Below are 14433 nucleotides of genomic sequence, written 5' to 3'. Positions count from 1 at the left end.
ACGCCGTAATGGAGCTGGCCATGGCGAGCGCGATCGCGATCCTGACCGCGGCGGGCGTGTACCTGCTGCTGCGGGCGCGCACGTTCGACGTCATCCTGGGGCTGACGCTGCTCTCGTACGCCACCAACCTGCTGATCTTCGCGGGCGGGCGGCTGGCGCCCGGCAAGCCGGCCGTGCTGCGCGAAGGCGTCGCGCCGACACTCGCCCACTACACCGATCCGCTGCCGCAGGCGCTGGTGCTGACGGCCATCGTGATCGCCTTCGCGATGACGGCGGTGACGGTGGTGCTGTCGATCCGCAGTCGCGGCGACAACGACAGCGACCACGTCGATGGCCGCAAGGCCGAGCGCGAGTTCCTGGCCAGCGAGCAGCGCCGCCATGACGACGCGCGCGAGGCGGCGAAGGGCGACGAGCCGGAGGCGCGCGCATGATGCAGCACTTGCTGGCGCTGCCGATCCTGATTCCGCTGTTCGCGGCGTCCATCGCGCTGTTCTTCGAACATCGCCGTTTCGGCATGGTGCCGCAGCGGATCGTCGCGTGGGTCTCGATCGCCGCGATGCTGGTAGTTGCCGTTGTCCTGGTCGCTTCGGCGGGCTCGGGTGCCGTGTCGGTCTACCTGCTGGGCGACTGGCCGGCGCGGCTGGGCATCGTGCTGATGGTCGACCGGTTGTCGGCGCTCATGCTGCTGGTCGGCCTGCTGCTGGGTGCGGCCTGCCTGCTGCATGCGTGCGCGGGCTGGGACCGGCGCGCGCCGCACTTCCACGCGTTCTTCCAGTTCCAGCTGATGGGATTGAACGGCGCCTTCCTCACCGGGGACGTCTTCAACCTGTTCGTGTTCTTCGAGGTGCTGCTGATCTCCTCGTACGGGCTGATGCTCAGCGGAGGGCGCGGCGAACGCATGCGCGCCGGCCTGCATTACGTCACCTTCAACATCGCCGCCTCGACGCTGTTCCTGATCGCGCTGGGCCTGCTGTACGGGTTGCTCGGCTCACTCAACATGGCCGAGTTGTCCGCGCGCGTGGCCCAGCTGCCGCCCGGCGACGTGGCGATGGTGAAGGCTGCGGCGGGCCTGCTGTTCGTGGTGTTCTGCGCCAAGGCCGCGCTGCTGCCGATGTACTTCTGGCTGCCTGAGACGTACACGCATGCGCCGGCGGCGGTGGCCGGGCTGTTCGCCATCATGACCAAGGTCGGCCTGTACGCGGTGCTTCGCCTGGGCACGCTGACCTTCGGGGCGCTGGGACCGCTGGATGGGTTCGCCTGGCCGGCACTGCTGGCGCTGGGGGCGGTGACGCTGGTGCTGGCGTCGCTGGGCGTGCTGGCGGCGAACCGGCTGCGCGCGCTGGCGGCCTACCTGGTGCTGGGCTCGGCGGCGACGCTGTTCGTCGCGTTCTCGCTGCATACCGTCGGCACGGTCGGTGCGGGGTTGTATTACCTGGTGCACAGCAGTTTCGCCGGCGCTGCGTTGTTCCTGCTGGCAGACCTGATCCGTCGGCGTCGCGGCCGCGCGAGCGATCGCAAGGACCTGGTGGCGGCGCTGCCGGACAAGACGGTGCCCGGGCTGCTGTTCCTCGTCGCGGCGGTGTCGCTGGCGGGTCTGCCGCCGCTGTCGGGTTTCATCGGCAAGCTGCTGTTGCTGGAAGCCGTGCCGGCCGGCCCACGCACAGCGTGGATCTGGACGCTGGTGCTTGGCACCAGCTTCCTGATGCTGGTGGGCCTGGCGCGCGCGGGAACCCGGTTATTCTGGCGCGTCGAACCCTGGCCCGATGCCGGCGTGGACAAGCTGGAGGCCTATACGCCGGAGAAGGATGTGGTGCCGGCGCCGTCGCGTCCGCTGGAAACCGCGGCCATCGTGCTGCTGCTTGCGTATGGCGTGGCGCTGGTGCTGGCCGCCGCGCCGGTGCTCGACTACACGCGGGCGACGGCGAGGCAGTTGCAGTCGCCTGCCGACTATGTGGAACACGTGCGTGCCGCGACGCCCGTGCTGAGGGAGCCCTGAGATGGCTGGATCCTGGCGCAAGCGCTGGTTGCCGTCGTTGCCGCTGAGCGTGGCGGTGTTCTGCTTCTGGCTGCTGTTGAACGACGAGATCAGTGCCGGGCACGTCGTGATGGCGCTACTGCTGGCGCTGCTGATTCCACCATTCGCCGCGCGGCTTGACCGCGAGTTCGCCCGCATCGGACGCCTGCGCAGCGTGCCGCGCATGCTGGGCGTACTGGCGATGGATATCGTGACCGCCAATGTCACCGTGGCGCTGCAGGTGCTGGGGCCGGAACGGAAGATCCGGCCGGGCTTCATCTGGGTGCCGCTCGACATCGGCAATATCCATGGCATCGCCGCACTGACCAGCATCATCACCCTGACACCGGGCACAGTGTCTTCGGTGCTGTCGGACGACCGCAGCCACTTGCTGGTACACGTTCTGAACCTGGACGATGCCGATGCGGTGATCCGGCAGATCAAGACGCGCTACGAGGCACCGCTGATGGAGATCTTCCCATGACCCCTCAGGCCCTGGTGATGTACGCCATCGTTGCATCGATGCACGTGGTCGGCCTGGCGATGCTGCTGGCGCTGGTGCGGCTGGTGCGCGGCCCCAGCGTGCCCGACCGCATCCTCGCGCTCGATACGCTCTTCGTCGCCGCGATCGCGCAGCTGGTGCTGTTCGGCATGTACCTGGGCACGGCGGTCTACTTCGAGGCGGCGCTGATCATCGCCATGCTGGGCTTCGTCGGCACGGTGGTGCTGAGCAAGTACGTGCTGCGACGGGACATCGTCGAATGAGCTGGGTCTTCGCCATCCTGCTGGTGCTGCTGCTGGCCGTGGGGAGTTTCTTCATCCTGGTCGGCTCCTTCAGCCTGTTGAAGCTGTCGGAGTTCTTCAAGCGCCTGCATGGACCGACCAAGGCCAGCACGCTGGGCGTGGGCTGCATGCTGATCGCGTCGGTCGGCTACCACGCGCTGAGCGGCACCGATCCGCAACCGAGGGAACTGCTGATCACCGCGTTCCTGTTCATCACGGCGCCGATCAGCGCGCACCTGATGGCCAAGGCGGCGCTGTCGCTGCACATGGCCGAACGGCCGCCGATGCCGGGAGGCGAGCCACCCAGGCCGATCGATGCGGTGGACGAAGGCGTCGGCAAGGACGACTGAGCCCCATGCGCACGGCCCTCGTCTTCGGTGCCAGCGGCCAGATCGGCGAGGCGCTGCTGGCCCGCCTCGATCCCGCCGAGTGGCAGGTCTTCGCCGTATCGCGCACGGCGCGTCCGTCCTCGTCGTCCGTGCGTTGGCTCAAGGGCGCGTTCGCCAGCATCGACGGGCTGCCCGACGCCGTCGACGTGATCTTCAGCACCGGACCGCTCGACGGTTTCGCGCAGTGGTATGCGCGCGGGCATGTCGCAACCTCGCGCGTGGTCGCGTTCGGGTCCACCAGCCTGGATACGAAACAGGCGTCCGGCGATGCGTACGAGCGCGACATCGTTGCACGCTTGCAGGCCGCCGAGCGGCAGGTCTTCGATACCGCGATCTCGAACGATGCGCTGGCGACCCTGCTGCGCCCGACGCTGGTCTACGGTGCGGGCCGCGACCAGACGCTGGCGCGGATCGCGGCGATGGCGCGGCGCATGGGCTTCTTCGTACTGCCGCGCGGTGCGGACGGACAACGCCAGCCGGTGCACGTGGATGATCTGGCCGACGCCGCGCTCGCCGTGGTGGATGCGCCTGCAACGCACGGTCAGGCGTACGCGCTGCCCGGCGGAGAAACCCTGGCCTATCGCGACATGGTGACGCGCACGCTGGCTGCGCTCGATCCGCCGGCGAGGCTCTGGCAGCTGCCGCTGCCGATATTCAGGGCTGCGCTGTCGCTCGCGAGACTGGCAGGCGTGATGCGCGGACTCAGCGACGATGCGGTCTCGCGCATGCGCGACGATCTGGTGTTCGATGCGACGCCGGCGCGGCGCGATTTCGGTTATGCGCCGCGCGCCTTCATCGCGGACGCGCGGGCGGTAGGGCAGGGCTGAATCGCAGGCGCCTCAGTACTTCCAGCCCATCTTCCGGTAGAACTTGCTGAGTACCCACACCGGGCCGATCAGCAGGTAGGTGAGGTCGGTGAGGAAGCTGGGCTTCTTGCCTTCGATCTTGTGGCCGATGAACTGCGCGATCCATGCGATCACGAACACCGCGACAGCGAGGAAGAACAGGTTCTGCAGGCCCAGCAGGCCTTCCAGCCAGCGCGTCAGCCACGCCATCGCGATGAAGATCGCCAGCATGCCGAAACCGAGCGGTCGCGAGAGTTTGTAGTAGTACATCCACGCGCCGAACATCGCCAGCGCCGCCCACATGCCGGACTTCACCCAGGTGCCGAACACCGGGATGCACCACAGCAGCGCCACCACCGTCCACAGGATCGCCGGCACGGCGAACACGTGGATCCGCTGGTTGGTCTCGTTGACGTGGTCGCCGGAATAGCTGGCGAACCAGCGGTCTACCGGGCGTTGCGCGGTCGCGTTCATTCATCCCTCCCGAGGATGGCAATGCGGCAGGGTATGGAGCATACCCCAGCCGCTGGCGCGCTGCCGGGCCGGCCATCGCAACACCGCAGGAGGGCGGACGAAGCCACCCTTGTAGGAGCGGACCATGCCCGCGATGCGCTTCGACCACAGCGCGCAGAAGCATCGCGGGCATGGCCCGCATCCTACAGATGCCGCGCGATCAGTCGACGACGATGCCGGCCAGCTTCTGCAGGGCTTCGGCGTACTTGGCGCGCGTGCGCTCGATGACCTCGGCCGGAAGCGTCGGGCCGGGCGCGGTCTTGTTCCAGTCCAGCGTTTCCAGGTAGTCGCGCACGAACTGCTTGTCGTAGCTCGGCGGGCTGGTGCCGACTTCGTACTGGTCCGCGGGCCAGTAGCGCGAGGAATCCGGCGTCAGCATCTCGTCCATGATGTAGAGGCGGCCGTCTTCGTCCGTGCCGAACTCGAACTTGGTGTCGGCCAGCAGGATCCCGCGCTCGGCGGCAACATCGGCGGCATAGCGGTAGATGCGCAGGGTGGCGTCGCGCACGCGCTCGGCCAGCTCCGCGCCGACGGTCTTCACCATCGCGTCGAAATCGATGTTCTCGTCGTGGTCGCCGACAGCGGCCTTGGTCGAGGGGGTGAAGATCGGCTCGGCCAGCTTCTCCGCCTGGCGCAGGCCGTCGGGCAATTCGATGCCGCTGACCTTGCCGGTGCGCTGGTAGTCCTTCCAGCCGCTGCCGATCAGGTAGCCGCGGGCGATCGCTTCCACCGGCACCGGCTTGAGCTTCTTCGTCACCACCGCGCGCCTGGCGTACAGCGAGGCGTCCACGCCGGCCGGCAGCACGCTGGCCACGTCGATGCCGGTCAGGTGGTTCGGCATCAGGTGCGCGGTCTTGGCGAACCAGAAGTTGGAGATCTGGCAGAGCATCTCGCCCTTGCCGGGAATGGGGTCGGGCAGCACCACGTCGAACGCGCTCAGGCGATCGGTGGCCACCATCAGCAGGCAATCGCCATCGGATGCATCGGCGGGCAGGCGGTCGCGGGGCAGGTCGAACACGTCGCGGACCTTGCCGCGATGGCGCAGGGTGAGGCCGGGCAGATCGGATTGAAGCAACGTCGTGGGCACAAACACTCCTTGGGGAGTCTGGAAACCATCGAGGCGGTACAGCGTCGTGGGGGCGTGCGGCAGGCCGTGCGCCCGTGCCCCGGGGCGGCCGTCTACCCGCTGCTGCGGGGCCGGGTACCGGACCGGGCCGCGTAGTGTACGGCGCTTGGGGCCGCCGTGTGCCGTAAAATGGCGCGATTGCCGGAGAAGGCGGGCCGAATGAAGCGCTGGTACGGAAAACTGCTGGGATTCGTGGCCGGTTGGCTGCTGATGCGCCATCCGTTGGGCGGCTTGGTGGGCCTGATCATCGGCCATGCCTTCGACGAGGACTGGTTCAAGCTCAGTCGCGAGAACCCTTACCGCGTGTTCGGCCTGACCAGCGACGCCAGCGATGCGGAGATCGATCAGGCCTATCGCCGGCTGATCTCCCAGTACCACCCCGACAAGATGGCCGGCGCGGCGGAAGACCTCCGCCGCCAGGCCGAACAGAAGGCCGGCGAGATCAACGCCGCCTACGACCGCATCAAGACCCTGCGCAAGCGCAAGTGAGCCATTCCATGTCGAACTGCATCATCGCCCCGTCCATCCTGTCCGCGAACTTCGCCCGCCTGGGCGAGGAAGTCGACAACGTGCTGAAAGCCGGCGCCGACTGGGTGCACTTCGACGTGATGGACAACCATTACGTGCCCAACCTGACCATCGGTCCACTGGTCTGCAGTGCGCTGCGCAAGCACGGCGTCACCGCGCCGATCGACGTGCACCTGATGGTGGAGCCGGTGGACCGCATCATTCCCGACTTCGCCGAGGCCGGTGCCAGCATCATCAGCTTCCATCCGGAAGCCTCGAAGCACGTGCACCGCACGATCCAGCTGATCAAGTCGCTGGGTTGCAAGGCCGGCCTGGTGCTCAACCCCGGCACGCCGGTCGAGGTGCTGGACTGGGTGCTGCCGGAGCTCGACCTGGTGCTGCTGATGTCGGTGAACCCGGGCTTCGGCGGGCAGGCCTTCATCCCGTCGGCGCTGGACAAGCTGCGCGCGGTGCGCGCGATGATCGACAAGACCGGCAAGGACATCCGCCTGGAGATCGACGGCGGCGTGAAGGCCGACAACATCGGCGAGATCGCGGCGGCGGGCGCGGATGCCTTCGTCGCCGGCTCGGCGATCTTCAATGCGCCGGACTACAAGGACGTGATCGACCGCATGCGCGCGGCCGTCGCCGACGCGCGCGGCTGAAAAAGCAGAAGGGCGATGGCCTGCGCCATCGCCCCGGAAGAATTGGAGGCTGATCCTGCCTCCGCCCGTCGTCCCTGCTATGGCCTTCCACACTACGCATCGTCTGTGACGGGCCCGTGACAGCGGCTTTGCCGTTGTAGGAGCGACGTGAGTCGCGACCGTTGACTTCGAGTTCCGGGATTACTGGGTCCGCGGCTTTCCTGTCAGCCATGGCGTGCGGTCGCGACTCACGTCGCTCCTACAGAGGGAAACGCTATGCTCGGCGCTTCCACCAAGGACTCCCCATGACCGCACCCCGCTGGCGCCTGATCCTCAACGGAAAATCCGCTGGCGATGACGACCTGCGAGAGGCGGTCGGCGTGCTGCGCGAGGACGGCATCACGCTCGACGTGCGGGTGACCTGGGAAGACGGCGATGCCGAACGCTATGTCGCCGAGGCGATCCGCGACGGTGTGGACACGGTCATCGCCGCCGGTGGCGACGGCACGCTCAGCGAAGTGGCGGCGACGCTCGCCCATCGCGACGGGGCGGCCGACGCGCTGCCGTCGCTGGGGCTGGTGCCGATGGGCACGGCGAACGACTTCGCCACCGCGGCCGGTATTCCGGACGAGCCGCTGCCCGCCTTGCAGCTGGTCCGCGAGGCGGCACCCGCTCCTGTGGATCTCCTGCGGATCGATGCCGAAGACGGTCCGCACTGGTGCGCCAACCTTGCCAGCGGCGGTTTCGGCACCGAGGTCACCGTGGAGACCGACGAAGGCCTGAAGAAGATGCTCGGTGGCTTGGCGTATCTCATCACCGGCATCGCCAAGCTGGGACGCATCGAGCCGGTCGCGGCGCGCGTGCGCGGTCCGGAGTTCGAGTGGCAGGGCGATTTCATCGCGCTGGGCATCGGCAACGGGCGGCAGGCGGGCGGTGGGCAGGCACTGTGCCCGGATGCGCTGATCGACGACGGCCTGCTCGACCTGACCATCGTGCCGGAGCTGTCCGGCGAGGTCGCCGCCACGGTGGGCACGCTGGTGAAGGACGGCAAGCATGCCGCGCTGGATCGCGTGGCCACCCGCGCGCGCCTGCCGTGGGTCGAACTGGAAGCCGACCAGTCGCTGATCCTTAACCTGGACGGCGAGCCCGTGCAGTCCCGGCGCTTCCGCATCGAGTGCGTCCCTGGCCGCGTCCGCCTGCATCTGCCGGCGGCCTGTCCGTTGCGCCTGCAACCAGACGCCTAGTGGCCGGCGGGCCGACGCGTCGGGTAAAGTAGGCCCGTGTCCCATCCCGCGCTCCCGCTTTCCAAAGATTCCGCACGCCTTGGCTGGCGATGGTGGCCCGTAGCCGTCGCCCGTACCGCCACCGTGTCCCGGAAGGAAAGCCCGCTTGATCTCGCACGCCCAGTTCCAGCAGTACGCTGCTGAAGGCTTCAATCGCATCCCCGTCGTCCGTGAAGTGCTGTCCGACCTGGACACGCCGCTCTCGGTCTACCTGAAACTCGCCGACGCCCCGCACACCTACCTGTTCGAATCGGTGGAGGGCGGCGAGCGCTTTGGCCGCTATTCCATCATTGGCCTGCCGGTGCGCCGCGTGGCCACGTTCCGCGGCCACGCGCTGCAGATCCACGACCACGGCCAGCTGGTCGAGACGCGCGACGTCGCCGATCCGTTCGCCGAAGTCGAAGCGCTGCGCGCCGCCTACGCGGTGCCCAAGCTGGACGGCCTGCCCGGATTCACCGGCGGCCTGGTCGGCTGGTTCGGCTTCGAATGCATCGGCTACATCGAGCCGCGGCTGGCGACGGGCGACAAGCCCGACGAACTCGGCACGCCCGACATCCTGCTGATGCTGTCGGAAGAAGTCGCGGTCTTCGACAACCTCAAGGGACGGCTGTACCTGATCGTCCATGCCGATCCGCGCGAAGCGGATGCCTGGGCGCAGGCGCAGGCGCGGCTGGACGTGCTGACGACCAAGCTGCGCCAGCCGGGCTCGTATCCGACGCCGATCACCCGTGACGTGCTGGACGAAAGCCACTTCGTCTCCGGCTTCACCCACGATGGCTTCATCGCCGCAGTGGAGCAGTCGAAGGAATACATCCGCGCCGGCGACATCTTCCAGGTCGTGCTGAGCCAGCGCCTGAGCGTGCCGTTCAATGCGCGCCCGGTGGACGTCTACCGCGCGCTGCGGGCGCTGAACCCGTCGCCGTACATGTACTTCCTCGACGTCGGCGACGTGCAGGTGGTCGGATCGTCGCCGGAGATCCTGGTGCGGCTCGAACAGGGCGAGGTCACCGTACGCCCGATCGCGGGTACGCGTCCGCGCGGGAAGACGCACGATGAAGACCTGGCACTGGAAGCCGAACTGCTGGCCGATCCGAAGGAGCGCGCGGAGCATCTGATGCTGATCGACCTGGGCCGCAACGACACCGGACGCGTGTCGGAGGCCGGTACGGTGCAGGTGGGCGAACAGTTCGTCATCGAGCGCTACAGCCATGTCATGCACATCGTCAGCGAAGTCACCGGCAAGCTGCTGCCGGGCCTGAGCTACACCGACGTGCTGCGTGCGACGTTCCCGGCCGGCACCGTCAGCGGCGCGCCGAAGATCCGCGCGCTGGAAGTGATCCGTGAACTGGAGCCGATCAAGCGCAACGTCTATGCCGGCAGCATCGGCTACATCGGCTGGCACGGCGATGCCGATACCGCCATCGCGATCCGCACCGCCGTGATCAAGGGCGGCCGCCTGCACGTACAGGCCGGCGCCGGCATCGTCTACGACTCCGATCCCGAGAAGGAATGGGACGAGACGATGAACAAGGGTCGCGCGCTGTTCCGCGCCGTGGCCGAAGCGGCGAAGGGTCTGTGATGGACGTCGCCACCGACAACGCGCGCATCAGCCTGCGCAACGATTACAGCGAAGGCGCGCATCCGCGCCTGCTGCAGGCGCTGGCCGTGGCGAGCGCGGAGATCAACCGCGGCTACGGGCTGGACGCACACAGTGCCCGTGCCGCCGCCCTGATCCGCGACCGTCTCGCCCGCGATGCCGACGTGCACTTCCTCGCCGGCGGCACGCAGACCAACCTCGTCGCGCTGGCTGCGTTCCTGCGTCCGCACGAAGCGGTGGTGGCGCCGGCCAGTGGCCATATCGCCACGCACGAGACCGGCGCCATCGAGGCCAGCGGCCACAAGGTGCTGACCGTCGCCACGCCTGACGGCAAGTTGAGCCCCGAACTGATCCAGCCGTGTGTCGACGGCCACAGCGGCGAGCACATGGTGAAGCCCCGGCTGGTCTATATCTCCAACACCACCGAATGGGGCACGCGCTACAGCGCGATGGAACTGCAGGCGCTGGGCGAGTTCTGCCGCAGCCGTGGCCTGTTGCTGTACGTCGACGGCGCACGCCTCGCCTCGGCGCTGACCACGCCCGGCAACGATGTCGACCTGGCACTGCTGTCGACGGAAGCGGATGCCTTCTACATCGGCGGCACCAAGAACGGTGCGCTGCTCGGCGAGGCGCTGGTCATCGTGAACCCGGCACTGCGCACGGACTTCCGCCACCTCATCAAGCAGCGCGGCGCGATGCTCGCCAAGGGCATGGTGGTCGGTGCGCAGTTCGAGGCATTGTTCGAGGACGGGCTGTACTTCGTGCTGGCGACGCATGCCAATGTCATGGCCGAACGCCTGCGCGGGATCCTGCAGCAGGTCGGCGTGCTGCTGGCCGTGGATTCACCGAGCAACCAGGTGTTCCCGGTGCTGCCGGATGCGGTCGTGGAGCGCCTCCAGGAACAGGTCGAGTTCGAGACCTGGGAGCGCCGCGGCGATGGCACCACGGTGATCCGGCTGATGACGTCGTGGGCGACGCCGGAATCCACCATCGAGGCGTTCGCAGTGACGTTCTCCGCGATTTATACCGAGGGTCGAGCCGCCGCGGCCGCCTCGCAGGCACAAGGAGCCTGAGCGATGCTGCTAATGATCGACAATTACGACAGCTTCACCTACAACCTCGTGCAGTACCTGCAATCACTGGGTGCCGAGGTGAAGGTAGTGCGCAACGATGCGATGACGGTGGACGAGATCGCCAGGCTGGCGCCCGAGCGTATCGTCATCTCGCCCGGCCCGTGCACGCCGAACGAAGCCGGCGTGTCGCTCGGGATCATCGAGCGGCTGGGCGCGAACACGCCCATCCTCGGCGTCTGCCTGGGCCACCAGAGCATCGGCCAGGCCTACGGCGGCAACGTCATCCGCGCCGGCCGCATCATGCACGGCAAGACCTCGCGCATCCGCCACGAAGGCAAGGGCGTGTTCGCCGGACTGCCGGATGCCTACGAAGCCACGCGCTACCACTCGCTGGTGGTCGAACGCTCCAGCCTGCCGGAGGCGCTGGAGGTTACCGCCTGGACCGAGAACGACGACGGCAGCTTCGAGGAGATCATGGGCCTGCGTCACCGCGAGTTCCCGGTCGAAGGCGTGCAGTTCCACCCCGAGTCGATCCTGACCGAGCATGGACACGCGTTGCTTAAGAACTTCCTGGAGTGATGATCTCCCACACCTTCCTGTGTAGGAGCGGGCCATGCCCGCGACTTTTTTCCTGCCGGGTGCACAGCGTATCGCGGGCATGGCCCGCTCCTACAGGCAATCCTAGATGCCACTGACCCCCCAAGAAGCCCTGCAGCGCACCATCGAGCATCGCGAGATCTTCCACGACGAGATGGTCGACCTGATGCGCCAGATCATGCGTGGCGACGTGTCGCCGACGATGACCGCCGCCATCCTCACCGGCCTGCGGGTGAAGAAGGAAACCGTCGGCGAGATCGCCGGCGCCGCCACCGTCATGCGCGAGTTCTCGCGGACGGTGGACGTTGCCGACCGCACGCGCCTCGTCGACATCGTCGGTACCGGCGGCGATGGCTCGCACACCTTCAACATTTCCACCTGTTCGATGTTCGTCGCGGCCGCGGCAGGCGCGCGGATCGCCAAGCATGGCAACCGCAGCGTGTCGTCGAAGTCGGGCAGTGCCGACGTGCTGGAAGCGCTGGGCGTCAACATCGAGCTGCAGCCGGAACAGGTGGCCGCATCCATCGGCCAGACCGGCATCGGCTTCATGTTCGCGCCCGTGCACCATCCGGCGATGAAGGTGGTGGCGCCGGTGCGGCGCGAGATGGGTGTCCGCACGATCTTCAACATCCTTGGGCCGCTGACCAACCCGGCCGGTGCGCCGAGCATCCTGATGGGCGTGTTCCATCCCGATCTTGTCGGCATACAGGCGCGCGTGCTGCAGGAACTGGGCGCGGCGCGCGCGATGGTGGTGTGGGGGCGCGACGGGATGGACGAACTGTCGCTGGGCGCCGGCACGCTGGTCGGCGAGCTGCGCGACGGCGAAGTGCGCGAGTACGAGCTGCACCCGGAAGATTTCGGTATCGCCATGGCGGCGAGCCGCAACCTGCGGGTCGCCGATGCCGCCGAGTCGAAGGCGATGCTGCTGGGCGTGCTGGACAACCGGCCTGGCCCGGCGCGCGAGATCGTGGTGCTGAACGCTGGCGCGGCGTTGTATGTGGCCGGCGTGGCGGACAGCATCGAGGATGGCATTGCGCGCTCGCGGGACGCCATCGCCAGTGGCCGGGCGCTGGAGCGCCTGCAGCAGTTCGTCGCCACCACCCAGGCACTGGGAAAACAGGAAACGCATTGAGATGGCCGCCAGCGGATTCGCCAGCCTGCCCAAGCCACCGTATTACGCGGTGGTTTTCTCCTCGCAACGCAACGGCCGGGACGATGCCGGCTACGGCGCCATGGCCGAGCGCATGGTCGAACTGGCCCAGCAGCAGCCGGGCTTCCTGGGCATGGAGTCCACGCGCGGCGCGGATGGCTTCGGCATCACGGTGGCGTACTGGGAGAGCGAGGCTGCGATCCTCGCCTGGCGACAGCATGCCGAGCATACGGCGGCGCGCGAGCAGGGGCGGCGGGACTGGTACGACCATTTCGAACTGCGGGTCGCCAGGGCCGAGCGTGCCTATGGCTGGGACCGCGAGGCCGCCGGGCACCGCGGATAGTGCGAAAATAAGGGTCCCGCACAGGCGGGTGCCCGCCTGAGGACTGCATGAGCGACATCCTGACCACCATCCTCGCCCGCAAGGCGGACGAGATCGCCGAGCGCAGCGCACGCGTTTCCCTGGACGACCTGCGTGCACGCATCGCCGAGGCGTCGCCGGTGCGCGGCTTCGCCGATGCGCTCAACGCGATGATCGCCCAAGGCGATCCGGCGGTGATCGCCGAGGTCAAGAAGGCGAGTCCGTCGAAGGGCGTGATCTGTCCGGACTTCCGTCCGGCCGACATCGCGGTGAGCTACGAGTTCGGCGGCGCGGCCTGCCTGTCGGTGCTGACCGACGTCGATTTCTTCCAGGGCGCGGACGACTACCTGACGCAGGCACGCGAGGCGTGCACGCTGCCGGTGCTGCGCAAGGATTTCACCGTCGACCCCTACCAGGTCTACGAAGCACGCGTGCTCGGCGCGGACTGCATCCTGCTGATCGTGGCGGCGCTGGACGATGGACAGCTGGTCGACCTGTCCGGCCTGGCGATGGAACTGGGCATGGACGTGCTGGTCGAGGTGCACGACATCGACGAACTCGAGCGCGCACTGCAGGTGCCAGTGCCGCTGGTCGGCATCAACAACCGCAACCTGCGCACGTTCGAGGTGTCGCTGCAGGCGACGCTGGACATGAAGGATGCGGTACCGAAGGATCGTCTGCTGGTGACCGAGAGCGGCATCCTGGTGCCGGAAGACGTCGCCACGATGCGTGCGGCCGGCGTCGATGCGTTCCTGGTCGGCGAGACCTTCATGCGCGCCGAAGAGCCCGGCGAGGCGCTGCGTCAGCTATTCTTCCCGGCATGACGGACGTTTCCTATCCGACGCCGCGTGCCGATGCCCCGGTCGTCGTCTTCGATTTCGACCACACGCTGTACGACGGCGACTCCGGCGGCCATCTGGTCAAGTGGCTGATCTGGCGCAATCCGCTGCGCATGGCGGTCGCGCTGGCCGCGTCGGTCGTGCTGGGGCCGATGGTGGCGTTCCTGCCGACGCGCCGTCGCGGGATCTCCGGCTATATCTGGATCGGCACGTTCGGCCTGCATGGCCGACGCAGCTTCGATGCGCTGATCGACCAGTATGTCGCGACGCACCGCGACGAAGTGCAGCAGCGGTTGCTGCCGCACGCGCTCGAGGTATTCCGCGAGCATCGTGCCAGCGGCGACAACGTGGTGGTGGCCACCGGTGCGCCGCCGGAACTGGCGCGGGCAATCCTCAGATTCGTCGCCCACGAGGACGTGCCGGTCATCGGTACCGCCGTCGGGCCGCGACTGGGTGCGGTGGTGGCGACGCGCCACTGCCACAACGAAGAAAAGATGCGCATGCTGCGCGAGCGCGGCTACGGCGAGGTCGCCGTGGCGTATTCGGACAGTAGCGCCGACCTCCCGCTGTTGAAGGCGGCACGCGCGCCCGTGGTGGTGAATCCGAAGGCCGCGCGGGTGGCGATGTTCCGTCGCGTGCTGCCGCCGGGCACGCCCATCCTCAACTGGGGTTGCAAGGACCGTGGCGGCGCGGATATCGCCTGACCGCCGGG

At 67.8% G+C, this 14433-nt stretch carries 18 protein-coding genes; 16 read left to right on the top strand and 2 right to left on the bottom strand.

Going from position 1 to position 14433, the window contains the following annotated elements:
* Nucleotides 1–8 precede the first annotated feature (8 nt).
* Genes AC04MD_RS11490 through AC04MD_RS11465 form a run of 6 tightly spaced genes read left to right on the top strand, consistent with a single transcriptional unit; the run spans nt 9 to nt 4013 of the window.
* Nucleotides 9–431, top strand: a complete 423-nt coding sequence (locus AC04MD_RS11490) for a Na+/H+ antiporter subunit C (protein ID WP_475497396.1) — start codon at nt 9–11, stop codon at nt 429–431.
* Nucleotides 431–1996, top strand: a complete 1566-nt coding sequence (locus AC04MD_RS11485; RefSeq protein WP_475497693.1) for a monovalent cation/H+ antiporter subunit D — start codon at nt 431–433, stop codon at nt 1994–1996. Before AC04MD_RS11490 ends, AC04MD_RS11485 begins: the two co-directional genes overlap by 1 nt.
* A 1-nt stretch (nt 1997) precedes the next feature.
* Entirely contained in the window at nt 1998–2498 is a 501-nt protein-coding gene (locus AC04MD_RS11480; protein WP_213604721.1) for a Na+/H+ antiporter subunit E, read from the top strand.
* The gene (locus tag AC04MD_RS11475; protein ID WP_162337025.1) at nt 2495–2779 is read left to right on the top strand and encodes a K+/H+ antiporter subunit F; all 285 of its coding nucleotides are present in this window, start codon (nt 2495–2497) and stop codon (nt 2777–2779) included. The genes AC04MD_RS11480 and AC04MD_RS11475 overlap by 4 nt, the downstream gene beginning before the upstream one ends.
* On the top strand, nt 2776–3147 hold the full coding sequence (locus tag AC04MD_RS11470; protein ID WP_475497395.1) for a Na+/H+ antiporter subunit G: 372 nt from the start codon (nt 2776–2778) through the stop codon (nt 3145–3147). The genes AC04MD_RS11475 and AC04MD_RS11470 overlap by 4 nt, the downstream gene beginning before the upstream one ends.
* A gap of 5 nt (nt 3148–3152) precedes the next feature.
* Nucleotides 3153–4013: an SDR family oxidoreductase gene (locus tag AC04MD_RS11465; RefSeq protein ID WP_475497394.1), complete on the top strand. Its 861-nt coding sequence runs from the start codon at nt 3153–3155 to the stop codon at nt 4011–4013.
* Between the two features lie 12 nt (nt 4014–4025).
* On the opposite strand, the gene AC04MD_RS11460 is transcribed toward AC04MD_RS11465, so the two are convergent.
* Together AC04MD_RS11460 and AC04MD_RS11455 are read right to left on the bottom strand one after the other, a co-directional pair.
* Nucleotides 4026–4505, bottom strand: a complete 480-nt coding sequence (locus AC04MD_RS11460; RefSeq protein ID WP_475497392.1) for an Mpo1 family 2-hydroxy fatty acid dioxygenase — start codon at nt 4503–4505, stop codon at nt 4026–4028.
* A 199-nt stretch (nt 4506–4704) separates the two neighbouring features.
* The gene (locus AC04MD_RS11455) at nt 4705–5631 is read right to left on the bottom strand and encodes a phosphoribosylaminoimidazolesuccinocarboxamide synthase (protein WP_475497391.1); all 927 of its coding nucleotides are present in this window, start codon (nt 5629–5631) and stop codon (nt 4705–4707) included.
* 198 nt (nt 5632–5829) lie between these two features.
* Between AC04MD_RS11455 and AC04MD_RS11450 the strand changes: the two genes are divergently transcribed.
* The 10 genes from AC04MD_RS11450 to AC04MD_RS11405 all read left to right on the top strand — a co-directional run bounded on the left by AC04MD_RS11450 (nt 5830) and on the right by AC04MD_RS11405 (nt 14425).
* Complete coding sequence (locus tag AC04MD_RS11450; RefSeq protein WP_475497390.1) at nt 5830–6159, top strand: J domain-containing protein; 330 nt, start codon at nt 5830–5832, stop codon at nt 6157–6159.
* A gap of 8 nt (nt 6160–6167) precedes the next feature.
* Complete coding sequence (gene rpe, locus AC04MD_RS11445) at nt 6168–6842, top strand: ribulose-phosphate 3-epimerase (protein WP_475497389.1); 675 nt, start codon at nt 6168–6170, stop codon at nt 6840–6842.
* A gap of 284 nt (nt 6843–7126) precedes the next feature.
* Nucleotides 7127–8065 carry a lipid kinase YegS gene (gene yegS, locus AC04MD_RS11440; protein WP_475497388.1) on the top strand — a complete coding sequence of 313 codons (939 nt, stop codon included), beginning with the start codon at nt 7127–7129 and terminating at the stop codon, nt 8063–8065.
* Nucleotides 8066–8210: 145 nt separating this feature from the next.
* Nucleotides 8211–9683 carry an anthranilate synthase component I gene (gene trpE, locus AC04MD_RS11435; protein ID WP_475497387.1) on the top strand — a complete coding sequence of 491 codons (1473 nt, stop codon included), beginning with the start codon at nt 8211–8213 and terminating at the stop codon, nt 9681–9683.
* Nucleotides 9683–10774, top strand: coding sequence for a threonine aldolase family protein (locus tag AC04MD_RS11430; protein WP_475497386.1), 1092 nt, complete (start codon nt 9683–9685; stop codon nt 10772–10774). The genes trpE and AC04MD_RS11430 overlap by 1 nt, the downstream gene beginning before the upstream one ends.
* Nucleotides 10775–10777: 3 nt before the next feature.
* Nucleotides 10778–11353 (top strand): anthranilate synthase component II, encoded by a 576-nt coding sequence (locus AC04MD_RS11425; RefSeq protein WP_475497385.1) that lies wholly within the window; start codon nt 10778–10780, stop codon nt 11351–11353.
* A 106-nt stretch (nt 11354–11459) separates the two neighbouring features.
* Nucleotides 11460–12503, top strand: coding sequence for an anthranilate phosphoribosyltransferase (gene trpD / locus AC04MD_RS11420; RefSeq protein WP_475497384.1), 1044 nt, complete (start codon nt 11460–11462; stop codon nt 12501–12503).
* Between the two features lies 1 nt (nt 12504).
* Complete coding sequence (locus tag AC04MD_RS11415; RefSeq protein WP_475497383.1) at nt 12505–12864, top strand: antibiotic biosynthesis monooxygenase family protein; 360 nt, start codon at nt 12505–12507, stop codon at nt 12862–12864.
* A 47-nt stretch (nt 12865–12911) separates the two neighbouring features.
* Complete coding sequence (gene trpC / locus AC04MD_RS11410) at nt 12912–13706, top strand: indole-3-glycerol phosphate synthase TrpC (protein ID WP_475497382.1); 795 nt, start codon at nt 12912–12914, stop codon at nt 13704–13706.
* A complete protein-coding gene (locus AC04MD_RS11405; RefSeq protein WP_475497381.1) occupies nt 13703–14425 on the top strand; it encodes an HAD-IB family phosphatase in 723 nt (240 codons plus the stop codon). Before trpC ends, AC04MD_RS11405 begins: the two co-directional genes overlap by 4 nt.
* The last annotated feature ends 8 nt before the right edge of the window (nt 14426–14433 follow it).

Source organism: Pseudoxanthomonas sp. LjRoot206 (assembly GCF_056175725.1).
This window is presented reverse-complemented; position numbering and strand designations above follow the sequence as displayed.